Genomic DNA, 20053 nt, shown 5'->3' with positions numbered 1-20053 from the left:
TAATAAAATAAGGGGCAAGAGCATAGCAAAAAACGCAACGATTTTCATCTTATTGCGCACTTTGCAAAACAATACAATTAACTTCACATTCACCTTTCTCAGTCGCAATGTAGCAAGTTTCTCCTGAGAGGGTGATTGAAATTTCCATAGAGCGCTGTACTAATAATGCTAAGGCTTGAATTTGTGTAAATTCAAATTGGTATACATCCACATTTTTTAATTTTGCAAAATCTTTTTGGCTTTGTTTCCACCAAACATCTGATTTACTATTAAAAGTATAAATGCTCACTGATTTAGCTCTGCGACTGGCTTTTTTAATACGCTCAAACGCAGGCTCGCCCATATCAATCCACACTAATAATTCATCCGCTAAATTTTTAGCCCAAATATCCGGATCATCGACACTAAATAATCCTTTACTAAAAGCCAAAAACTCTTGGTATTGCAAACTATACGCCACGACACGCGCCATCATGCGTTCTAAATTTTCAGAGGGATGCTGGGCAAGTGTAAAATTAAATGCATCATAAATATCGTTATTGAGATCTGAGCGATTCACGCTCATTTTATAGATCGTTGGTTTTAACGCCATGTTCATTCCTTTATTTAAATGCTACCACGCTGATTTTTATTGATTCCAAGGATTGCTTGTATCATAAAGTGGTTCTTGGCGTTTATCGGTACTTTCTTTTTTGTGTTGCTTCGCACTTCTTAATAGTGAGGCATGTTCGATACGACTAGCGGTTTCTTCCGTTATCTCTGCTGGCTCGACGCGATCTGACAACGTAAATAACGAACGATCTCTGGGAGGGTTTGCTAATAATTTATCATCAGGCCAAGCGAATGTTTTATATTCATATAAATAAAAGTCTTCTACTTTATGTTTCGCCCATTCATGCTTACGCAAAAATTTCATGGTTGATTTTAACCCGGTATGAAATGATAAACGTTCAATATTTAACACTTCACTTAAACACTGCCAACCATAATGTTCGCCTATTTCGTTCAATAGAACTTCCAACTTTACACCGTAAAGTGGATCTTTTTGCTTATCCATTTTTGATCCTTTACTAATCTCTTATCTCAATAAGATAGAGTCACTCTTTATAGCGCCAAATAGTAACAAAAATAGAGGCTAATAACAGTAATACCAAAGGAACTAAAAAGGTTACCCGTCTTGCTTGTTGAAATTATCCCACCCTGCGTTGTGATTTTGAAGTGAGAACAACACTCTCCTACAAATCAGCCTTGCTAGTGTTAATTTTCCCTGCGCAATACATGAGCACTAAATTCATTCCTTTGGTATAACTGAAAAAGAGGCATTTATTGAGAAGCTGCGACTTAGTGCAATAATAACAAAACTTAAACTTGAATAAATTCTCCCTTTTCTGTATTTTTTCTTATCACTTTTGTATTTAAAGGAAATAACATGAAAGCCCTGATCCTATTATTGTCTCTCTCCATGATCCCATGCACCCAAGCAGCCCAACTAATCGGCACACGTGGTGTGAGTATTTTAGCGGTTGATAGCACTAAAATTAAACATAATTTCTTCTCCGATAAAGGTATAACGCTAACCGATGGCATGCATCAAGTTGTTGTGCGCTTCACTGCCAGTCATAAGGTAAACAGTAATGACGATCTCATTGAAAGTAAGCCACATATCTTTAACATTGATGTAAAAGGCGACACAGAAATTACATTAAAAGACTTAAATGTTGCTTACAAAGCAAAAGCTGCCGTCAAAGATGGTTTGCAATGGTTAGTTATCAATGATCTTGGTGAGAAAAAAATAAAAAATGCAGATACTTTACAAGGCACTGGATTCTTACCCTATGCTAACGTTGAAAAATTAATAAACATTTACAATAATAAAAACAGCGTAAATTTAGTGGCAAAAGCAACAACGTTAAGCACGGCAAACGCAATACAATCCAACTTAAACTTAATGAGCAAAGATAAAAGTGCACTATTAATCGATATTTACAATCAAGCCTCACAAAAAGAGCGTAAAATATTTCGCATGTGGTTACTTGAGCAAGAAATGAAATAAACTCGGCTGATCTCGATCTGTTTTAACAATATATCGAGATCCTCCTCCCCCCTTTGACCAAACCTGTGCTCCACGTCCATTTATTAAATGATCCTAGCCTCGCTCTATCAGTCAACCCAGAAAATTTATTTTAGCGCCTCGACATAAATCGGAACCGAGTTCCCTGCATTAATGTTTTATAAAACCATGGCGACAAAGTTGAGTTAAAATAGCTCCCCTTTACGCCTATCACTGCATACAACTGATGTATTGTGCCTTATAAACAGTGAATAGCCCTTTAGATTTCTCCGATAAGGCATTTTGAGGTGACACATATATAAACTCCTTTTATTATTACACCCGTACATCACAATGTTGTGAGGTTCAATAAATAGCCGGTATGACACATAAAAAAACAGGCCGTTACACAGAGTGTAACGGCCTATTTTAACGTGTTATTAGGGTTCTATCGCAAACACAGATTGTGCGTTCTAAATTAAAGAGACTCTTTTCCTCATATACAATTATGCAGCTAAAGAATAAAATTTATCCCATGGTGTCATCCCTTCTGAGTGAATCATCTGTCCTTGCTTCATCATGGAGCAAAGCTCAATACCAGCTAATGTTGATTCTGCACCAATTCAAGACTTCCATCCTAAGCATTGATGCATTTTACCTTTCACTTTTCGATGGCTTTGCTCAACTATATTATTGAGGTATTTAACCGTGAGCACTTCAATCATTGAAAGCATATATCCAGACAACCAAAGACGTACATTGATGGTATCTAGCACAGCGATATTAGAGCCACTTTGGTCAATAACAACTTTATCTGGCAATCCACTGCTGCCTATCGCTTTTTCAAAGAATGCCCGTGCTGCGGGCTCATCACGATGTTCACTCAAATAAAAATCAATGATGGCGCCATGCTTATCGACCGCACAATAGTAATAGACCCACTTACCTTTTATTTTGATATACGTTTCATCCATTCGCCATGACCTAGCCACTCGACGCTTTCTTTTTCTAAAGCGGGCTTCAAGTTGAGGTGCATATTTGATAACCCAACGGTTTAACGTTGAGTGGTCAAAGTGAATGTTACGCTCTGCGAATATCTCTTCTATTTCACGGTAACTTAATTTGCTAGGGGCATCGATATTAAATAAGTTTACACACCTCGGGATGCCTAATAGCTACCGAGTTGCTTAACTGTATCAAAAAGACAAAGTGGATTTAGTATTGCAACAAAGCCCCATCGTACTGTGTGGTATCTTGTGGTGGCGCGAGTTTAGATGTAGTGAAAAAATACATCGAAAACCAACAAGTTCCACCGTCAGAAAGAGCAATTAAAACCTCTAAAGCATTAAAGAAAAATTAGCTTTAATCGCTAACCCGCCCGTGAACGAGCGAGATTGCGCTCACGGGTATTGTTCAATAGATGCCACTTCTATCTAATGCGACTATAATGCATCATTTACCGTAATGGTTTTATTAGCAGTACCACGCCAAGCTTCTGATGTTCCTTTAAGCTGCACCGTAATATCGCCCACTGAATCCAACCCAGTGGTTAATACTCCAGTTTTAGTGTCTATGGTTGCATTTTTACCAGGTTGAGAAACAATGCTCCAGTCCCCATTGAGGCCATCCCCTACACCCACATCAGTATCATTAGACAAGTTGGCTATTGCCGAAAAGTCTAGTGATAAGCCAGCAACCACATTATCCTCATCGGATGTAACTGTAACTGACGTCACAACAGCATCCATAACCGTCATGCCGAAACTGCCATAGTAATTATTATTACCAGAGACGACTACAACCTGAACCTGCAATAAGATCCCTGCTGAGTTAGCTGTAGTAGTCAGCACACCAGTGTTGGTATCAATGTGATAAAAAGCAGCATTAGGAAAAGGAGGAATAAGCCACCTCGCTTCGCTACCATCCTGCGTAACAATATGTGTGGAATCATCAGAAAATGTTACAGTGGCAGTAAGACCAACAGAAAATCCTGCAATGGTAACGTTGCCTACATCCGAGGTTACTACTACTCCAAGCACTGTAGCATCAGTAACAGTTATGGTTTTCTCTGCGGTTCCGCCCCACGCAGCAGATGTGCCCTTAAACTGTACAGTAATCTCGCCCACTGAATCCACTTCAGTGGTGCGGAGTATTCCCGTATTGGTATCAATAGAGGCCTTCGTGCCAGTTTGAGAGACAATAGTCCAGTTCCCCTCACTGCCATCCCCTAAGTCAGTATAGGTTGTACCATCTGATAAGGTAGCTGTGGCAGTAAAAGCAATTGAAAAACCAGACGCTATATGCTCTGTATCCGAGGTTACTACTACTCCAAGCACTGTAGCATCAGTAACAGTTATGGTTTTCTCTGCAGTTCCGCCCCACGCAGCAGATGTGCCCTTAAACTGCACAGTAATCTCGCCCACTGAATCCACTTCATTGGTGCGGAGTATTCCCGTATTGGTATCAATAGAGGCCTTCGTGCCAGGTTGAGAGACAATAGTCCAGTGCCCCTCACTGCCATCCCCTAAGCCAGTGTAGGTTGTACCATCTGATAAGGTAGCGGTGGCAGTAAACTCCATTGAAAAACCAGACGCCATATACTCTGCATCCGAGGTTACTACTACTCCACCAGGTACCACTGTAGCATCAGTAACAGTTAATATTGCTGTTTGATTAAGCTCAACCCCATTAACCATACCCGATGCTGTAATAGTCACTTTACCCGACATTACACTAGTAACAAGCCCGGTTTCAATATCTATCGTCGCGATAGTAGTATCACTACTGCTCCACGATAGTGAGTGGTGAGTGGTGACATCTTTGGTTGAGCCATTTGACTTAATAGCAATGGCTTTATACTGCTGAGACAACCCTGCCGCAATATAAACTTTGGCCGGAGTTACTTGCAATGCAATAACATCCACCTCTAATTCAGGCCCTCCAATAAGACCTTTATCTCCATTATTACATGCAGAAAGCATTAATAAGGCTAAAAAAAATAACACGTACTTTAAGTCGCGAATCATTGTCCATTACCTCCATTATTTATCACTTCTTCAGTGATTATTTTTTCAAACTTGATTTATACTCGTCTATTTCCTGCACGATCTATCGCCGTTTTATTGCTCGCGACAGGGGAGGATTCGCCTTCAGCTTCAACAATAATACGTGATAAACTGATGCCGTAGCGGATTATGTGGGTTCTGTCGCAAACACAGATTGTGCGTTCTAAATTAAAGAGGCTCTTTTCCTCATATACAATTATGCAGCTAAAGAATAAAATTGCTCCCATGGCGTCATCCCTTATGAGTGATGACGCTGTCCTTGCTTCATCATGGAGCAAAGCTCAATACCAGCTAATGTTGATTCTGCACCAATCCAAGACTTCCATCCTAAGCATTGATGCATTTTACCTTTCACTTTTCGATGGCTTTGCTCAACTATATTATTGAGGTATTTAACCGTGAGCACTTCAATCATTGAAAGCATATATCCAGACAACCAAAGACGTACATTGATGGTATCTAGCACAGCGATATTAGAGCCACTTTGGTCAATAACAACTTTATCTGGCAATCCACTGCTGCCTATCGCTTTTTCAAAGAATGCCCGTGCTGCGGGCTCATCACGATGTTCACTCAAATAAAAATCAATGATGGCGCCATGCTTATCGACCGCACAATAGTAATAGACCCACTTACCTTTTATTTTGATATACGTTTCATCCATTTGCCATGACCTAGCCACTCGACGCTTTCTTTTTCTAAAGCGGGCTTCAAGTTGAGGCGCATATTTGATAACCCAACGGTTTAACGTTGAGTGGTCAAAATGAATATTTCGCTCAGTAAATATCCCTTCTATTTCACGATAACTGAGTTTGTAGGCAAGATAATAACGCAGTGCCATCATGGTAATACCTGATGGATAATGTCGTCCTGAAAAATTATCGTATCATGATGCCTCTTGAAATATCAAAACATTATCAAAATATTGGTTTATTTAGTCAACTTTGCGACAGAGCCGGTATGACACATAAAAAAATAGGCCGTTACACAGAGTGTAACGGCCTATTTTAACCTGTTGTTAGCGTATTAAATTTTAAAGCGAGCAACCAACTTATCTAATTTTTCAGCGAGTCGGCTTAACTGCGTACTTGAATCAGCCATATTATCTGCCGTTAGCGCGCCATTTTCTGTATTATCATTGATAGCATGTACATGTACATTTATCTCTGAAATAACCACGGATTGCTCTTCGGTCGCCGTGGCGACTTGCGTATTCAAATCAGATAATGCTTGAATGTTTTCAACGATTTCGCCCAGCGCCTCGCTAGTACGTTTAGCCGCATCAACACCAATGGCAGATATCTCTTTACTCTCACTTACGCCATCAACTGCCAACATTGAATCGGCCTGTAATGATTGGATCATTTGGTTTATTTCATCCGTCGACTGATTGGTACGTTGTGCTAAATTACGCACTTCATCTGCTACGACCGCAAAACCTCGTCCTTGCTCTCCAGCGCGAGCAGCCTCTATGGCCGCATTTAATGCCAATAAGTTTGTCTGCTCTGAAATACCACGGATAACTTCTAACACACTGCCTATCGCATTACTTTTCTCTGCTAATGAAGAAATAATGGTCGAGACATCTTCCATTTTAGTAGCCATTTTATCAATGCTAAGCGTTGATTCTTGAACCACTAATTGTGCATTTTTTGCCTGTGCACTTGCTTCATTGGTCGCATCAGCCGCATGGGTTGCATTGCTGGCGATTTCTGTGATGGTTGAGCCTAGTTCGCTGATGGCAGTTGCCACTTGTGTGGTTAAATCGCGTTGCTCTTGCGCATCTAATTTAGACTTATCCGCACCATCTGACACTTCTATAGCGCCTTTATGAACTTCTGTTGAGGTTAATGAAACATCTTTAACAACTTCATTAATATTATTAATAAAATCATTAAAACCTCGTGCGAGTCTTACCAGTTCAACATTACCTGTTTCTTCTAAACGATAACTTAAATCAGCATCACCTTGGCCCAATGTTTCAAACAATGTTCCTAAATTATTAATTGGTTTAGTTAAACGGTTTGCCATCACAAAACTCAGTAATGAAAACAGTATCAAAACAATAATAACCCACATGATCATAAAATTACGCGACTCATTTAAGCCGGCATATAATTCAGATTTAGGTACTTCTGCTATTACATACCAATCTAAGCTCGGAATATAACTACTGGCAATGATAAGTGTATCGGTTTCTTGAAAAGCAAAGTTTTTTGCATTTAATAATTGTTGGGCGTTAATTTTTGGGTATAACATCGATAAATTTGATTTTTCGGTTAGTGCTTTATCATGATGAATTTTTACCATACCGCTTGGATCAACTAAATAAACAAAGCCACTTTTCTCAATCTGGAAACTATTGAGATAATCAACCATCTCATTGAAAGATTTAGAGACACCCGATAATCCATTACCATTAAGATCTTGATAATTAACAAAGACATCTACATTACCATCGGGATAAATATAAGTGCTCACTAATTCAGTATTGCCACTGTCTTTAAACTTGAAAAACCATCCATCGGCGGCATCTCTTTTAAGAGCACGTAAGAATCCATCTTGATTCCAATATTTTGCAGTGCTTCTATCGGCAAAAGAAACATTACTTAAACCATTATCTTGTGCAATATTTTTTAACATCGAAACCACAGTTGCTGCATCTTCGCTCGGCGCGCCTTTATCTAGCCAACGTAATAAAAAAGGATTTTGTGCAATACTTGTTGTTAACACTTTCATCTGTAAGATGTCGCCATCTACCGCATTACGAACACGTTGTAACAGATTAGGAAGATCCGATTGTTGTAATCGAGAGACTAATAACTCTTTGGCTTTTGTATGCCCTACAAAGCCAACAATACATGTCGAGATGAGAACTGCGCTTAACATTGCAATGACTAATGTATTGCGCATAGAGATCCGGTTGAGAAAATGCATAAAAAGTTCCTGTTCAAACTATCAATAACATTCAAAGCAAATAACATGCACGTTATTCATCCTTGAATAAACAATTATATTTCAAATAAACCAAGTACATACCTAAAATATAGACCCTGCCATAGTAACTATAATTGCTCACTTTTTACTATATAAACCGGAAATCATAGTGTGATCTAGATCTCATGTACATGACCTTTAATTTATTCTGACAATATCTGTTGTTTTAATAAAAGTCTTACAAGCCTCTAAATTTTGCTACAATGGGTTATTATCAATATAAAGGCCGTAAAATGCATCACGATCCCTTACATGGTGTCAAACTCGCTGAAATTTTAACCTTATTAGAAAAGACATTAGGTTGGAAAACAATGGGAGAGACGTTAAATATTAATTGTTTTATTAATCATCCACGTTTAAAATCAAGTTTAACTTTTTTGCGTAAGACGCCGTGGGCGCGCACTAAAGTTGAAATTTTATATCTGAAAACATTTCATGCGCACCACCCAGCCACAAAAAAGCTGGTCCGCAATTTAATTGAACAGAAAAAAAACAATACACCCCAGAAAGCGCCAGAAGCAGATACGTTTAACTGGCCAAATTTAAAAAACAAATAATTAGCATCTTTCATGCTAAAATGTACAAGAATGAATCACTAGGATACAACAATAATGGCACAAACTAATAAATTCGAATTCCAAGTAATGCAAGATGGTGATGTTTGGAATGCAACGATCACGCGTCGTGTTAGCGCTCGTAGAACCAGCGTATCAAAACAAAAGAAAGGTTTTAGCAGTGAAGCGCTTGCCACTGAATGGGCAAAAGAAACACTCGCACAATTTTTAGAAAATTTGCAAGTAGGTAATAAACGTAAAGCAGACAAACGCATTGTACGTAATGACTTAGCTGAAAAAGCGAAAACAGAAAAAGAAGCAGCTGCTGTTGCTTATAAAGCAAAACAAGATGCACACTTCGCAGCTTTAGATGCGGAAGAAGTAGCAGACGCAGAATACGCAGAAGACGAAGAATAAATTCTTTTATTCTGTCGCACAATACAAGCCTCATCACTGATGATGAGACTTGTATTGATCGCACCTCCCCTTAAATTAAGTCTGTTTCACAAAGCGCTAAAATCCTCCGAGACGAAACAATAAAAAGATGCCGTAATGATAGGAAGCACCTCTGCTTTTTAATCAGCACCTTTTCCTTTTATGATGCACCGTATCAAATGTTCCAACACTCAACTAAACTCTAAAGAGACGCGGTAACGTAAGCGAGGCCCTTATGCGCCACTCTTTGTTATTTATAATCATCCTATTATTCTCCGCTCCGACTCTATTTGCGAAGCACAGTGAGCCCTGTGTCGAGCATAAAGTAAATACCTCGCTAATCGATAACACTTATCACTATTTTAATAAAAAATTTTGCCAACCCGCAGCTTGGTTTGATAATTTTTTTGCCGATAAACGTAGCCTTGAAGATGCGCGTGCCGGTACGATCCTTCGCTGGTATGATGATTTATCCCTGACAGAGCAAGGTGAAATTAAACAACAAATGAAGTTAAACGCACACTTACATTTGCCGAAGTTAAACCATAAATTAAAACTGCTGATTGGCTCTTATATCTCACCTTTGGATAGCCCCACCACAAACGCAGATCAAGACAATAGCCAGCTGGCTTTACGTTATGATTGGATAGCCCAAGAGCGCACCAGTTTCAATGTTAAAGTCACAGCGCACCCAAGCATTGGCTTTCGCTATCGATATAGCTATCCAGTGCATGCACGCGTCGTACTCAGTTTTACCCAAAAACTGCAACAAAGACGACGCATCAACGCCGCCAGTAGCCAATTTGATATTGATTTTTCAATTGATCCTCTTTTTTTATTACGTTGGTCGCATGAAGTGCAGATAAAAAAGAATGAAGTCGGCATAAAACTGAGCAGTGAAGCCACTTTATATCAGTATATATCGAGTACGAAGGCGATAAATTATCATGCTCACTTGCACATGAAAACAAGGCCCCAGCAGCAGATAACAGAGCATTATCTCAGTGTCAGTTATCGTCATAATGTTTTTAGAAAATGGTTTTTTTATACCTTAACGCCATCTTTAAAATGGCAACACGAGGATATAACGAGGCCCACTAAAGAAGCGACTTTTACGCTACGTTTGGAAGTTTTATTCACTAATCTTTAATACGCTTATTTAAGATCCTTATTTAATAGACAATAAAAAAGCCTTGCAACAGTTGCGTCACAAGGCTTTTATATGGATACAAATCTAAATTGGCTTTGCCTATTTAACTTGTTTTACAACACCAATTCTGACTCTGATGAAAGCGTTTTCCAGCCTGTCACTTCACGCAAGGCTTTACCAATTTCCGCCAATGATTTGGTTGTTTTAACGCCCGCATCTTCTAATGCACGAAACTTATCTTCAGCCGTACCTTTACCACCTGCAATAATGGCGCCGGCATGGCCCATACGCTTACCTTCTGGCGCTGTCACGCCTGCAATATAAGAGACAACGGGTTTAGTGACATGTTGTTTAATAAAAGCGGCAGCTTCCTCTTCTGCGGTTCCCCCAATTTCACCAATCATCACAATCGCTTCTGTTTCAGGATCTGCTTCAAATAGCGCCAATATATCAATAAAGCTTGCACCTGGAATCGGATCGCCACCAATACCCACACAGGTAGACTGACCAAAACCTTCATCCGTGGTTTGCTTCACCGCTTCATAGGTTAGGGTGCCCGAGCGCGAGACAATTCCCACTTTACCTTTTTTATGAATATGTCCTGGCATAATACCAATCTTACATTCATCAGGCGTAATAACACCTGGGCAGTTTGGACCAATCATTACCACGCCAGCTTGATCTAACTTCACTTTGACTTCTAACATATCCAACGTTGGCATGCCTTCAGTGATGGTCACAATCAGAGAAATACCGGCATCAATCGCTTCTAATATCGCATCTTTACAAAAAGGTGCTGGAACATATATAACGGTCGCCGTTGCCCCTGTCGCATCAATAGCTTCACGTACGGTATTAAAAACAGGTAATCCAAGGTGCGTTTGTCCGCCTTTACCGGGGGACACGCCCCCTACCATTTGTGTTCCATAATCAATAGCTTGTTCTGAATGAAAAGTGCCTTGTCCGCCAGTGAAGCCCTGACAAATGACTTTTGTATCTTTGTTAATTAAAATGCTCATAATTACCCACCTACGGCTTTGACAGCTTGCTCGGCTGCATCTGTTAATGATGTTGCTGCAATAATATTCAGATCTGATTCTGCTAAGATCTTACGACCAAGCTCAGCGTTATTACCTTCGAGGCGAACAATAACAGGCACAGAAACACCCACTTCTTGCACCGCACCAATAACACCATCAGCAATCAAGTCACAACGCACAATACCACCAAAGATATTCACTAATACGGCTTCTACTTTTGTATCACTTAAAATGATTTTAAAGGCTTCCGTCACACGTTCTTTCGTTGCACCGCCGCCCACGTCCAAGAAGTTTGCCGGTTTTCCGCCATGCAGTTGCACGATATCCATCGTGCCCATTGCAAGCCCAGCACCATTTACCATACAACCAATATTGCCATCTAGCGCAACATAGTTTAATTCCCATTGCGCAGCGTGAATTTCACGCGCATCTTCTTGCGAAGTATCGTTCATATCAAATAATGCTTTTTGACGGTACATCGCATTTGAGTCAATCGTCACTTTGCCATCTAAACAAATTAAATCATCAGTAGCGGTAACCACCAACGGATTAATTTCCAATAAAGCGAGATCTTTTTCATGGAACATTTTAGATAGACCTAAAAAAATCTTTGTAAATTGGCCTATTTGTTTACCTGACAGACCGAGTTTAAAAGCAAGTTCTCGGCCTTGATAAGCTTGAGCCCCCACTAAAGGGTCAATCATAACAGTATGAATAAGTTCTGGCGTTTGCTCTGCAACACTCTCAATTTCAACACCACCTTCGGTCGATGCCATAAATGTCACGCGTCGAGATGCTCTGTCGATCACTGCACCGAGATACAGTTCATTCGCAATATCACTACACCTTTCAACCAATAGTTTATTGACCGGCTGACCTTTTTCATCCGTTTGATAAGTGATCAGGTTTTTACCTAACCATTGATGTGCAAACTCACGTAATTCATTTTTATTTTTAACCAGCTTAACGCCTCCGGCTTTACCACGGCCACCGGCATGCACTTGGCATTTGATAACCCATTTATCCCCACCTAATGTTGTAGCCGCGTCTACGGCTTGTTCCGCACTGTCACATGCAATCCCTTTGGGAACAGGAAGACCATATTCTGTAAACAGTTTCTTTGCCTGATATTCATGCAAATTCATGATTCATTTCCACTTATTGAGTTAAATTAATAGCCATTAACAGGCTGCTAGGTAAAACGGTACTGCATCACGTTTTTCGCGTAGAGCAAACGCCTCAGCTCGACGCGAAAAATCGGCTTATATATCCAATAATAAGCGCGTAGGATCTTCGAGTAACTCTTTGATTGTCACTAAAAATCCAACGGACTCTTTACCGTCAATTAAACGATGATCATATGACAAAGCCAAATACATCATCGGTAATATAACCACTTCGCCATTAATTGCCATCGGGCGCTCTTCGATTTTATGCATACCTAAAATCGCAGCTTGTGGGGGATTAATAATCGGTGTAGAGAGTAACGATCCAAAGACACCGCCATTAGTAATGGTAAAGTTACCTCCGGTCATTTCATCCACGGTTAATTTTCCATCTCGACCTTTAATAGCCAACGCTTTAATGCCTTTTTCAATATCAGCAAGCCCAAGTGTATCGGTGTCACGTAAAACCGGCGTCACTAATCCACGAGGTGTCGATACCGCAATACTAATGTCAAAAAAGTTATGGTACACAATATCTTCGCCATCAATGGCAGCATTGACTTCAGGGTAGCGTTTTAATGCTTCTGTTACCGCTTTGATATAAAAAGACATAAAGCCTAAACGCACACCATGTTTCTTTTCAAAAATTTCTTGATACTGCTTACGCAACGCCATAATAGGTTGCATGTTAACTTCATTAAAAGTGGTTAACATTGCAGTGCTATTTTTAGCTTCGAGCAAACGCTCTGCAACGCGTTTACGTAAACGCGTCATCGCCACTCTTTTATCGCTACGCGCAGCCACTGCCGTCACAATATCTGCCGTTTTAGGAGTATCTACAACGGTCTTATCCGTACTGCTGTATTTTTCCACATCTTCACGTAAGATCATGCCACCTTTACCGGTGCCTTTGATAAGGCTCGCATCAATGCCTTTATCTTGTAATAAACGTCGTACAGAAGGGCTTGCATCAATAACAGCATCATTTTTTTGTGCAACGGATGCAGACTCAGCGCTCGCAGGCGTTGACGCAGAAGAAGCATCTCCCTCTTCAAGTCTCCCTAACACTTGTTTAGAAAGCACCGTCGCGCCCTCTTCTTCTAATATCTCTTTTAAAATACCTGACGCCGTTGCAGGTACTTCTAATACCACTTTATCAGTTTCTATTTCCACTAACACTTCATCACGTTCAACAAAATCACCGGCCGCTTTTAGCCATGTTGCCACACCGGCATCTGCAACTGATTCTGGTAGTTCTGGTACTAAAATATCAATCATAATTCACGCCCTACAGTCATAATTTATACGTATAAAGAGGTTATTGAGTTAACCCCAGTGCATTATCTACTAGTTTTGTTTGTTGCTTAATATGCAGAGACATATACCCCACCGCAGTGGAAGCTGATGCATCTCGCCCCGCATACGTCAGTGTTGCACCCGAAGGTAAAACGCTGCGGATATGATGCTGACTACAATACCAAGCGCCTTGATTTTGTGGCTCTTCTTGACACCAGATAAAGGTTTTCACATGTTGATATTCTTCTAATATCGCGGAGACCTCCTGTGCTGGGAAAGGATACAACTGCTCGATACGAATAATTGCAATATGGTTAAGCTTTTGGCTCCGACGTTTTTCCAATAATTCATAATAAACTTTACCACTACACAGCACCACACGCGTCACACTCTGTCCATTGAGAGGATCAACCTCAGCAATGGCATTTTGGAAGGTGCCGTGAGCTAATTCATCTAAGCTTGAAACCGCTAAAGGATGACGTAACAGTGATTTAGGTGACATGACTATCAACGGACGGCGCATTGAACGCACCACTTGTCTACGCAGCATATGATAAACCTGCGCAGGCGTCGATGGAATACACACTTGCATATTATGCTCTGCACACAGTTGTAAATAACGCTCTAAGCGCGCAGAAGAATGCTCTGGACCTTGCCCCTCATAACCATGTGGCAGCATAACCGTCAGGCCACACATGCGCCCCCATTTTTGCTCTCCAGAGGATAAGAATTGGTCAAAGACCACTTGCGCACCATTGGCAAAATCGCCAAATTGTGCTTCCCAAATACAAAGACCTTTAGGCGCCCCTGTTGAATAACCATATTCAAAAGCAAGCACCGCAACTTCTGATAACACGGAGTCATAAACATCAAAATGGCCCTGATCTTCAGAAATATTTTGTAACGGAAGATAAGTATCACCGTGCTTTTGTTCATGGATCACAGCATGGCGATGGAAGAAAGTTCCCCGTCCAGAGTCTTGTCCGACTAAGCGAATATTAAATTGAGTATCAAGCAAAGTGGCATAAGCCAGATTTTCAGCAAACCCCCAATCACAGAGTTTTTCACCTTTTGCCATTAATTGGCGACCTTCGTATATCTTTTTAACACGCCCGTGTGGCACATGTGTCTCAGGATAAACACTAATAGATTGTGCTAGCTCCATTAACCTTGCTTTAGGGAATGTTGCATCATAAGGAGAATCCCAATCATGCTTTAAATAAGGCGCCCAGTTGACACTGTCTCTTTTGATTTTTTGCCATTCTTTAACAACACATTCGCCGTTATCTAATGCATCTCTATAATCGGTGACTAATTGCTTCGCATAACCACTTTTTATTACCCCTTCGCTTTCAAGCTGACGTGCATAGAGCTCTCTTGGCGTAATATGTTTTTTGATTTTTTGATACATTAAGGGTTGTGTTGCATTTGGCTCGTCGGCTTCATTGTGACCATGACGACGATAACAAACAAGATCAATAACCACATCTCGTTTGAAGGTATTACGAAAATCTAAAGCAATTTGAGTGGCTAAAATAACCGCTTCGGGATCATCTGAATTGACATGGAAAATGGGCGCTTGCACCATTTTTGCAATATCTGTGCAATAACGTGTAGAGCGCATATCTTCTGGATTTGACGTTGTAAATCCTATCTGATTATTAATCACAATACGGATAGTGCCATTGACTTTAAAAGCGCGGGTTTGTGACATATTAAAGGTTTCTTGTACCACGCCCTGCCCAGAGATAGCAGAATCACCATGCACCGTAATAGGCAATACACTTTCACCGATGCTCTTTAAGCGTTCTTGGCGCGCACGTACCGATCCCAATACCACAGGGTTGACTATTTCTAGATGGGAAGGGTTAAAGGCAAGCGACAAATGTACATTGCCTTTAGGGGTTTTAAAGTCACTGCTAAAACCTTGGTGATATTTTACATCACTCGAACCATCATATTTACTTTTTTTACCCGAAAATTCATCGAATAAATCACTGGGTTTTTTACCTAAAACATTGACCAGTACATTTAAGCGGCCACGATGCGCCATGCCCAGTACCACTTCTTGCACGCCTTGCTCGCCACCACGACGGATGAGCTCTTTTAGCATGAGAATAAAAGCGTCTCCGCCTTCAAGTGAAAAGCGTTTTGCACCCGGAAACTTAGATCCAATGTAACGCTCTAATCCTTCGGCTGCCGTTAACTCTTCTAAGAACCGTAATTTGGCTACATCGCTAAAAGACGGTTTACTCTCACAAGATTCTATTCTTTTTTGTATCCAACGCTTCTCTGCACTGTCGGTAATATGCATGTATTCCACGCCCAACGTGCCACAATATGTAGATTTTAATGAGGTTAAAAGATCTTTTAGTATCATTCTCTCATTGCCAGCAACATAAGAGCCAACATTAAAGCTCGCGTCGAAATCTTCGCCTTCTAGCTCATGATAAAAAGGGTCTAAATCTTTAACCTTTGCATTTTCAACTAAGCCGAGCGGATCAAGCTTAGCAACTTCATGGCCCCTATTTCGATAAGCACCAATTAATTGTAACACTCGCACTTGCTTCGTATCGTTATGCTCAACTTGTGACGTTTGCTGCAGATATTTTGGTTGTCTTGCCGCCATAAGCATTTGCTGACGAATTTTTGAATGTGCTTCTTCGGGTAAATCATTCACTTTCGGTAAGGCAGTAAACACCGCGCGCCAATGTTCATCAACGTCGTTCGGGTTTTCTAAATAAGATTCATAAAGTGCTTCAATATAGGTCGAATTTGCCCCATAAAGATGCGAGGAGGCTAACCAATCTTGCATCACATTGTTTGCCATTAACGTTCCTTAATATAGCCGTCATGTCTTCTTGAATAAATGAAATAGTAGCTTAGTACATAAATACACTAAGCGACTGATTTTTTATATAGCGCGTTGTAATAACATTGATTTAATTTTACCAATGGCTTTTGTTGGGTTCAAACCTTTAGGACAAACACTGACACAATTCATGATCCCATGACAACGAAATACACTAAATGCATCGTCTAAATCTGCTAAACGAGACTCTGTTGCTGTATCTCGACTATCAATTAAAAAGCGATAGGCGGCAAGTAATCCTGCTGGACCAATAAATTTATCTGGATTCCACCAAAATGAAGGGCAAGAGGTTGAGCAACAAGCACATAAAATGCATTCGTATAAACCATCTAGCTCTTTACGTTGCTCTGGTGATTGCTTAAATTCACCCGCTGGCGGCAAGGCCCCATCGCTGATCAGATACGGTTTTACTTTTTCATACTGTGTATAAAATTGCGTCATATCAATGACCAAGTCGCGGATAACCGGTAATCCCGGTAACGGGCGGATCACTATTTTCCCCGCATTAAGTAAATCCGAAAGAGGCGTAATACATGCTAGCGCATTTTTACCATTAATATTTAAACCATCCGAGCCACACACACCTTCTCGACAAGAGCGTCGAAAACTTAATGATGCATCTGCTTCTTTGAGTAAGATAAGTGCATCGAGCACCATCATATCGTTTCCAGGCTCAACCTCTAAAGAAAGATCTTGCATATACGGCGCATTATCAATATCTGGGTTATAACGATAAATTGAAAATTTGACATTCATCATAAAAGAGCCTTTTAGTAAACACGTGCTTTAGGTGGAAATGCTTCACGTAATACGGGCGACATATTCACCGCTCGTTTACTCATTTTGTCCTGCACGGGATCATATAAGCTATGACATAACCACGTCTTATCATCTCTATCCGGAAAATCAAAACGACTATGTGCGCCTCGACTCTCGGTTCTAAAGTTAGCAGCTACCGCCGTAGCGTAAGCCGTTTCCATCAAATTATCCAACTCCAAACATTCAATACGCGCGGTATTAAATTCTTTACTGTGATCATTTAATACGGCATTTTGTAAGCGTTTACGTAATACTTTAAGTTCTTCAAGACCGGTTGCCATCGCATCACCTTCTCGAAACACTGAAAAATTATTTTGCATACATTGCTGTAAATCTTTACGTATCTGCTCAGGGCATTCCGTGCCATCGCCATGTTCCCAACGATTTAATCGCGCCAATGATGCATCAATATTTTCTTGTGTTGCCTCTTTAGCCGTATTTTCTTGGCTTAGAACTTTTCCTAAGTGTTGCCCTGTCGCGCGTCCAAATACCACTAAATCTAATAACGAGTTACCCCCTAAACGATTCGCTCCATGCACGGATACACAGGCAATTTCGCCAACGGCAAAGAGTCCCGGCATATCGATGTCTTTACCATTTTCGTCAACTTTAAGTACCTGACCATTTATCGTGGTGGGTAAACCACCCATCATGTAATGACATGTTGGAATAACGGGAATAGGCTCTTTAACGGGATCAACATGTGCAAAGGTGCGTGATAACTCACAAATCCCCGGTAATTTTGACTCTAATAGTTCTTCACCGAGATGATCTAATTTTAATTTAACGTGTAGACCCCAAGGTCCTTCACAACCTCGTCCTTCACGAATTTCAATCATAATAGATCGTGCAACCACATCACGTCCGGCTAAATCTTTGGCATTCGGTGCATAACGTTCCATAAAACGCTCGCCATCTTTATTTAAAAGATAACCCCCCTCACCACGACAACCTTCGGTAACAAGCACGCCTGCGCCCGCAATCCCGGTTGGATGAAACTGCCACATTTCCATATCTTGCACCGGTACGCCAGCGCGTATCGCCATACCAATACCATCGCCAGTATTAATGTGTGCATTCGTTGTTGAGGCATAAATACGCCCCGCACCACCCGTTGCAAAAACAGTCGCTTGTGCTTTAAAGAAAACAATTTCACCCGATTCAATATCTATCGCAGTACAACCGACGACTACGCCATCATCATTTTTGACAATATCAAGTGCATACCACTCTGAAAATATTGTGGTTTTATTTTTAATATTTTGCTGATAAAGCGTATGCAGTAATGCATGACCGGTTCTATCGGCGGCGGCCGCCGTACGTGCAGCTTGCTCCCCACCAAACGCTTTAGACTGACCACCAAAAGGACGCTGATAAACACTGCCATCCTCAAAACGTGAAAAAGGCAGTCCCATATTTTCGAGCTCACGTACCACCTCTGGGCCACTTTTACACATGAACTCAATCGCATCTTGATCTCCAATATAATCAGAGCCCTTGACCGTATCGTACATATGCCACTGCCAATCATCTTCATGCGCATTGCCTAGCGCAACAGTGATGCCACCTTGGGCAGACACAGTATGTGATCGCGTTGGAAAAACCTTGGTAATTAGAGCACAGGTTTTACCTTGTTCAGAAATAGAAAGTGCAGTGCGCATACCAGCACCACCTGCACCAATTACAATTGCATCAAACTCTCGGATAGGTAATGTCACCTTAAATACCCCACAAAATTACAAAGCCAGAAAAAACATAAATAAATGCTACGGATGTTAAAAGAAACTGTAATGTGCCACGTAAACGCGTACATTTTATATAATCGGTTAATATCTGCCAGAGACCAATCCAGGCATGGACCAACATACTAAGCAGTGCAAATAATGAAAAAACCTGTGTACAGAGTGAAGAGAAGAAGCTTCTCCACACTAAATAGTTCACATCATTAAAGGCAATAAAGCCAACAATATAAAGTATGTAAGCGAGTAAAATAACTGCGCTTGCACGTAATAAAATATAATCATGAACGCCACTGCGTCCAAACGTTCCCGCTACCTTTACCATACTAAAACTCCCGCCAACACTGATAGGATAAACGTTAATACAAAACCATAACGTGCGCTTGTTGATGCACTTTCCATCTCTTCCCAAAATCCAAGATCTTGGATCATATGACGCACACCAAACACCATGTGGTAAGCGAGCCCGGTTAAAGCGCCCCACATTATAAATTCAATAAATAGGTTATCAAAATAGCCAAGTACCTGATGGAATCCAAGTGCACTACTGAGTGAAAGATTTAACAAGAACATAAATATCGCTAAACTAATAAAAACAATAATGCCCGAGACACGGTGCAATATTGAAGCTGTTGCCGTGATAGGAAATTTGACCGTGGCGAGATCTAAATTTTTAGGTCGGTTTTTATGCACAATTTCTCTCTTTATAAATAGCGAATAAGGAAGGGTTAGATAACGCTCTTATTGTAAGTGCAATGTTAACAATATGTGATCGGACAAGATGATATTTGTGATGTAGATAGAAGATAAAGTCAAATTTGTGATGTAGTTTACATATTTCACCATGCAATTAATCACAGTAAAGCTACT

18 protein-coding genes and 2 pseudogenes are annotated in these 20053 nt (G+C 40.6%); 6 read left to right on the top strand and 14 right to left on the bottom strand.

What is annotated here, in order from left to right; genetic code table 11:
* Positions 1-49 precede the first annotated feature (49 nt).
* Both PCNPT3_RS05310 and PCNPT3_RS05305 read right to left on the bottom strand, forming a co-directional pair.
* Positions 50-592 carry a YaeQ family protein gene (locus PCNPT3_RS05310; protein ID WP_015464842.1) on the bottom strand — a complete coding sequence of 181 codons (543 nt, stop codon included), beginning with the start codon at positions 590-592 and terminating at the stop codon, positions 50-52.
* A gap of 36 nt (positions 593-628) precedes the next feature.
* Positions 629-1057, bottom strand: coding sequence for a VF530 family protein (locus PCNPT3_RS05305; protein ID WP_015464841.1), 429 nt, complete (start codon positions 1055-1057; stop codon positions 629-631).
* Between the two features lie 372 nt (positions 1058-1429).
* Between PCNPT3_RS05305 and PCNPT3_RS05300 the strand changes: the two genes are divergently transcribed.
* Entirely contained in the window at positions 1430-2053 is a 624-nt protein-coding gene (locus PCNPT3_RS05300; RefSeq protein WP_015464840.1) for a DUF2057 domain-containing protein, read from the top strand.
* 503 nt (positions 2054-2556) lie between these two features.
* Here the strand turns inward: PCNPT3_RS05300 and PCNPT3_RS05295 are convergent.
* Positions 2557-3174 (bottom strand): annotated as a pseudogene (locus PCNPT3_RS05295) (IS6 family transposase); the annotation flags it as partial.
* Positions 3175-3290: 116 nt separating this feature from the next.
* Here PCNPT3_RS05295 and PCNPT3_RS14440 point away from each other — a divergent pair.
* A pseudogene (locus PCNPT3_RS14440) lies at positions 3291-3410 on the top strand (hypothetical protein); the annotation flags it as partial.
* An 82-nt stretch (positions 3411-3492) separates the two neighbouring features.
* On the opposite strand, the gene PCNPT3_RS13520 reads toward PCNPT3_RS14440, so the two are convergent.
* Both PCNPT3_RS13520 and PCNPT3_RS05290 read right to left on the bottom strand, forming a co-directional pair.
* Positions 3493-5076, bottom strand: coding sequence for an Ig-like domain-containing protein (locus tag PCNPT3_RS13520; RefSeq protein WP_015464838.1), 1584 nt, complete (start codon positions 5074-5076; stop codon positions 3493-3495).
* A 277-nt stretch (positions 5077-5353) separates the two neighbouring features.
* Positions 5354-5959, bottom strand: a complete 606-nt coding sequence (locus PCNPT3_RS05290) for an IS6 family transposase (protein WP_015464837.1) — start codon at positions 5957-5959, stop codon at positions 5354-5356.
* Between the two features lie 11 nt (positions 5960-5970).
* Here PCNPT3_RS05290 and PCNPT3_RS14140 point away from each other — a divergent pair, with 11 nt between their 5' ends.
* Positions 5971-6126, top strand: a complete 156-nt coding sequence (locus PCNPT3_RS14140; protein WP_156801497.1) for a hypothetical protein — start codon at positions 5971-5973, stop codon at positions 6124-6126.
* A 15-nt stretch (positions 6127-6141) separates the two neighbouring features.
* Here the strand turns inward: PCNPT3_RS14140 and PCNPT3_RS05285 are convergent, their stop codons facing one another.
* Positions 6142-8052 (bottom strand): methyl-accepting chemotaxis protein, encoded by a 1911-nt coding sequence (locus PCNPT3_RS05285; protein ID WP_015464836.1) that lies wholly within the window; start codon positions 8050-8052, stop codon positions 6142-6144.
* A 293-nt stretch (positions 8053-8345) separates the two neighbouring features.
* On the opposite strand from PCNPT3_RS05285, the gene PCNPT3_RS05280 reads away from it, so the two are divergent.
* The 3 genes from PCNPT3_RS05280 to PCNPT3_RS05270 all read left to right on the top strand — a co-directional run bounded on the left by PCNPT3_RS05280 (position 8346) and on the right by PCNPT3_RS05270 (position 10251).
* On the top strand, positions 8346-8669 hold the full coding sequence (locus tag PCNPT3_RS05280) for a VF530 family DNA-binding protein (RefSeq protein WP_015464835.1): 324 nt from the start codon (positions 8346-8348) through the stop codon (positions 8667-8669).
* 54 nt (positions 8670-8723) lie between these two features.
* On the top strand, positions 8724-9083 hold the full coding sequence (locus PCNPT3_RS05275) for a DUF3622 domain-containing protein (protein WP_015464834.1): 360 nt from the start codon (positions 8724-8726) through the stop codon (positions 9081-9083).
* Between the two features lie 265 nt (positions 9084-9348).
* Complete coding sequence (locus PCNPT3_RS05270) at positions 9349-10251, top strand: hypothetical protein (RefSeq protein ID WP_156801496.1); 903 nt, start codon at positions 9349-9351, stop codon at positions 10249-10251.
* 113 nt (positions 10252-10364) lie between these two features.
* Here the strand turns inward: PCNPT3_RS05270 and sucD are convergent, their stop codons facing one another.
* The 8 genes from sucD to sdhC all read right to left on the bottom strand — a co-directional run bounded on the left by sucD (position 10365) and on the right by sdhC (position 19876).
* Complete coding sequence (sucD, locus tag PCNPT3_RS05265; RefSeq protein ID WP_015464832.1) at positions 10365-11270, bottom strand: succinate--CoA ligase subunit alpha; 906 nt, start codon at positions 11268-11270, stop codon at positions 10365-10367.
* 2 nt (positions 11271-11272) lie between these two features.
* Complete coding sequence (gene sucC, locus PCNPT3_RS05260; RefSeq protein ID WP_015464831.1) at positions 11273-12436, bottom strand: ADP-forming succinate--CoA ligase subunit beta; 1164 nt, start codon at positions 12434-12436, stop codon at positions 11273-11275.
* A 117-nt stretch (positions 12437-12553) separates the two neighbouring features.
* Positions 12554-13735, bottom strand: coding sequence for a 2-oxoglutarate dehydrogenase complex dihydrolipoyllysine-residue succinyltransferase (gene odhB, locus PCNPT3_RS05255; protein WP_015464830.1), 1182 nt, complete (start codon positions 13733-13735; stop codon positions 12554-12556).
* Between the two features lie 40 nt (positions 13736-13775).
* Positions 13776-16583 (bottom strand): 2-oxoglutarate dehydrogenase E1 component, encoded by a 2808-nt coding sequence (locus PCNPT3_RS05250; protein WP_015464829.1) that lies wholly within the window; start codon positions 16581-16583, stop codon positions 13776-13778.
* Positions 16584-16667: 84 nt separating this feature from the next.
* A complete protein-coding gene (locus tag PCNPT3_RS05245; protein WP_015464828.1) occupies positions 16668-17381 on the bottom strand; it encodes a succinate dehydrogenase iron-sulfur subunit in 714 nt (237 codons plus the stop codon).
* Positions 17382-17395: 14 nt separating this feature from the next.
* Entirely contained in the window at positions 17396-19162 is a 1767-nt protein-coding gene (sdhA, locus tag PCNPT3_RS05240; RefSeq protein WP_015464827.1) for a succinate dehydrogenase flavoprotein subunit, read from the bottom strand.
* 1 nt (position 19163) lies between these two features.
* Positions 19164-19508 (bottom strand): succinate dehydrogenase, hydrophobic membrane anchor protein, encoded by a 345-nt coding sequence (gene sdhD / locus PCNPT3_RS05235; protein WP_015464826.1) that lies wholly within the window; start codon positions 19506-19508, stop codon positions 19164-19166.
* Positions 19502-19876 carry a succinate dehydrogenase, cytochrome b556 subunit gene (sdhC, locus tag PCNPT3_RS05230; protein ID WP_015464825.1) on the bottom strand — a complete coding sequence of 125 codons (375 nt, stop codon included), beginning with the start codon at positions 19874-19876 and terminating at the stop codon, positions 19502-19504. Before sdhC ends, sdhD begins: the two co-directional genes overlap by 7 nt.
* Positions 19877-20053 lie beyond the last annotated feature (177 nt).

Origin of the sequence: Psychromonas sp. CNPT3 (assembly GCF_000153405.2) — a bacterium.
Classification (GTDB): domain Bacteria; phylum Pseudomonadota; class Gammaproteobacteria; order Enterobacterales; family Psychromonadaceae; genus Psychromonas.
The sequence above is the reverse complement of the archived record's forward strand: the minus strand, read 5'-3'. Positions and strand labels throughout refer to the sequence as shown.

Excerpts from the sequence above, each read along its gene's own strand:
- PCNPT3_RS05310 (WP_015464842.1), bottom strand. The coding sequence starts at position 592 with ATGGCGTTAAAACCAACGATCTATAAAATGAGCGTGAATCGCTCAGAT.
- PCNPT3_RS05305 (WP_015464841.1), bottom strand. The coding sequence starts at position 1,057 with ATGGATAAGCAAAAAGATCCACTTTACGGTGTAAAGTTGGAAGTTCTA.
- PCNPT3_RS05300 (WP_015464840.1), top strand. The coding sequence starts at position 1,430 with ATGAAAGCCCTGATCCTATTATTGTCTCTCTCCATGATCCCATGCACC.
- PCNPT3_RS13520 (WP_015464838.1), bottom strand. The coding sequence starts at position 5,076 with ATGATTCGCGACTTAAAGTACGTGTTATTTTTTTTAGCCTTATTAATG.
- PCNPT3_RS05290 (WP_015464837.1), bottom strand. The coding sequence starts at position 5,959 with ATGATGGCACTGCGTTATTATCTTGCCTACAAACTCAGTTATCGTGAA.
- PCNPT3_RS14140 (WP_156801497.1), top strand. The coding sequence starts at position 5,971 with ATGGATAATGTCGTCCTGAAAAATTATCGTATCATGATGCCTCTTGAA.
- PCNPT3_RS05285 (WP_015464836.1), bottom strand. The coding sequence starts at position 8,052 with ATGCATTTTCTCAACCGGATCTCTATGCGCAATACATTAGTCATTGCA.
- PCNPT3_RS05280 (WP_015464835.1), top strand. The coding sequence starts at position 8,346 with ATGCATCACGATCCCTTACATGGTGTCAAACTCGCTGAAATTTTAACC.
- PCNPT3_RS05275 (WP_015464834.1), top strand. The coding sequence starts at position 8,724 with ATGGCACAAACTAATAAATTCGAATTCCAAGTAATGCAAGATGGTGAT.
- sucD (WP_015464832.1), bottom strand. The coding sequence starts at position 11,270 with ATGAGCATTTTAATTAACAAAGATACAAAAGTCATTTGTCAGGGCTTC.
- sucC (WP_015464831.1), bottom strand. The coding sequence starts at position 12,436 with ATGAATTTGCATGAATATCAGGCAAAGAAACTGTTTACAGAATATGGT.
- odhB (WP_015464830.1), bottom strand. The coding sequence starts at position 13,735 with ATGATTGATATTTTAGTACCAGAACTACCAGAATCAGTTGCAGATGCC.
- PCNPT3_RS05250 (WP_015464829.1), bottom strand. The coding sequence starts at position 16,583 with ATGGCAAACAATGTGATGCAAGATTGGTTAGCCTCCTCGCATCTTTAT.
- PCNPT3_RS05245 (WP_015464828.1), bottom strand. The coding sequence starts at position 17,381 with ATGAATGTCAAATTTTCAATTTATCGTTATAACCCAGATATTGATAAT.
- sdhD (WP_015464826.1), bottom strand. The coding sequence starts at position 19,508 with ATGGTAAAGGTAGCGGGAACGTTTGGACGCAGTGGCGTTCATGATTAT.